1 protein-coding gene is annotated in these 1,558 nt (G+C 61.4%); it reads right to left on the reverse strand.

The annotated features are described in order from the left end of the window. Window positions 1-132: 132 nt before the first annotated feature. The coding region (locus tag ACT8X9_RS13340; RefSeq protein WP_444269321.1) for an efflux RND transporter permease subunit at window positions 133-1,558 on the reverse strand (1,426 nt) is incomplete at its 5' end.

Genomic DNA, 1,558 nt, shown 5'->3' on the forward strand with positions numbered 1-1,558 from the left:
TTATGATCGTTTACTTATGAAATATTATTATGCAAAAAGGTGAGACTTACCCGGGGTATATACCCCCATATGTGGGAAGTATACGGATCCCATATACAGGGGTACTCGGCCCCTATATATTATGGGGGGGTACTACTCACCGTATGCTCCTTTCCGTTTCTTCTCCCGTCTACGCTCCACCGCCTCACGCCACCAGCATTGCAGCACCGGAACCACAAACATCGTCATCGACTGTATCAGCATCCCCCCAAACGTCGGGATAGCCATCGGAACCATGATATCCGCCCCCTTTCCGGTGGACGTCAGCACGGGAAGCAGCGCGATCAGCGTCGTCGCCGTCGTCATCGCCGCAGGGCGGACACGCTTCAATCCGGCCTCGACCACCGCCTCACGGATATCGTGCCGGGTCCTCGGGTCACGCTCCAGAAAGACGTGATGGATGTACGTCCCCATCAGCACCCCGTCGTCCGTAGCCACGCCGAAGAGGGCGATGAAGCCCACCCAGACCGCCACGCTGAGGTTGATGGGGTGCATCTGGAAGAGATCCCGCATGTTCTCACCGGCGATGCTGAAATTCATGAACCACGGTTGCCCGTAGAGCCACAGCAGGATGAACCCGCCCGCGAAGGCGACAAACACGCCAGAGAAATGGATCAGCGAAGCCGTCACCGTGCGGAACTGGAAGTAGAGCACCAGCAACACGATGAGCAGCGCCAACGGGACGACAATCATCAGCCTGTCCGTAGCACGCTGCTGCTGCTCGTAGTTCCCGGCAAACTTATACGAGACGCCCTTGGGCAGCACCAGTTCGCCGCTCTTCACCTTGGCGTCGAGCATCGCCCCCGCCTCGTGCACCACGTCCACCTCGGCACGACCGGAGAGCTTGTCGAAGATGACGTAGCCCACCAGGAACGTGTTTTCGCTCTGGATCATCTGCGCGCCGCGCGAATATTCGATGTCCGCCAACTCCTTGAGCGGCACTTGCGCCCCGGTGGCGGTGGGAACGAGCAGCATCGAGAGCGCCTCCGGACCGTCGCGCAGCTCACGGGCATAGCGCAGCCGGATGGGGAAACGCTCGCGGCCTTCCACCGTGCGGGTGAGCGCCATCCCTCCCACGGCAGCTCCGAGCACCTCTTGCAGGTCACCTACCGCTACACCGTAGCGTGCCATTGACTCCCGGTTGAGCTTAATCTCGAGGTAAGGAGCGCCCACCGCCCGGTCGTAGAACACGGACGAGGGGATGACGGACGGAGACGACTTCAATGCCTGTTCGATCAGCTTACCCCCCTGCTCGATGTCCTCCAGCGTGGGGCCGTACACCTTCACCCCCATCGGTGCCCGCATGCCTGTGGAGAGCATCACGAGCCGCGCCTCGATGGGTTGCAGCTTCGGCGCCGAGGTCAGCCCCGGCAGGTGGGTGACGTTGACAATCTGTTGCCAGATGTCGTTGGCGTTCTTGATCTCCGGCCGCCACTGGCGGAAATAGTCGCCCCGGGGGTCGGCCACCAGGCTGTCGGCAGGCACGAGGCGGAAACCGTCGGCTGGAGTATCCGTGCCC

The sequence above is a fragment of the Faecalibacterium sp. genome (assembly GCF_052358865.1).
Classification (GTDB): domain Bacteria; phylum Bacillota; class Clostridia; order Oscillospirales; family Ruminococcaceae; genus Faecalibacterium; species Faecalibacterium butyricigenerans.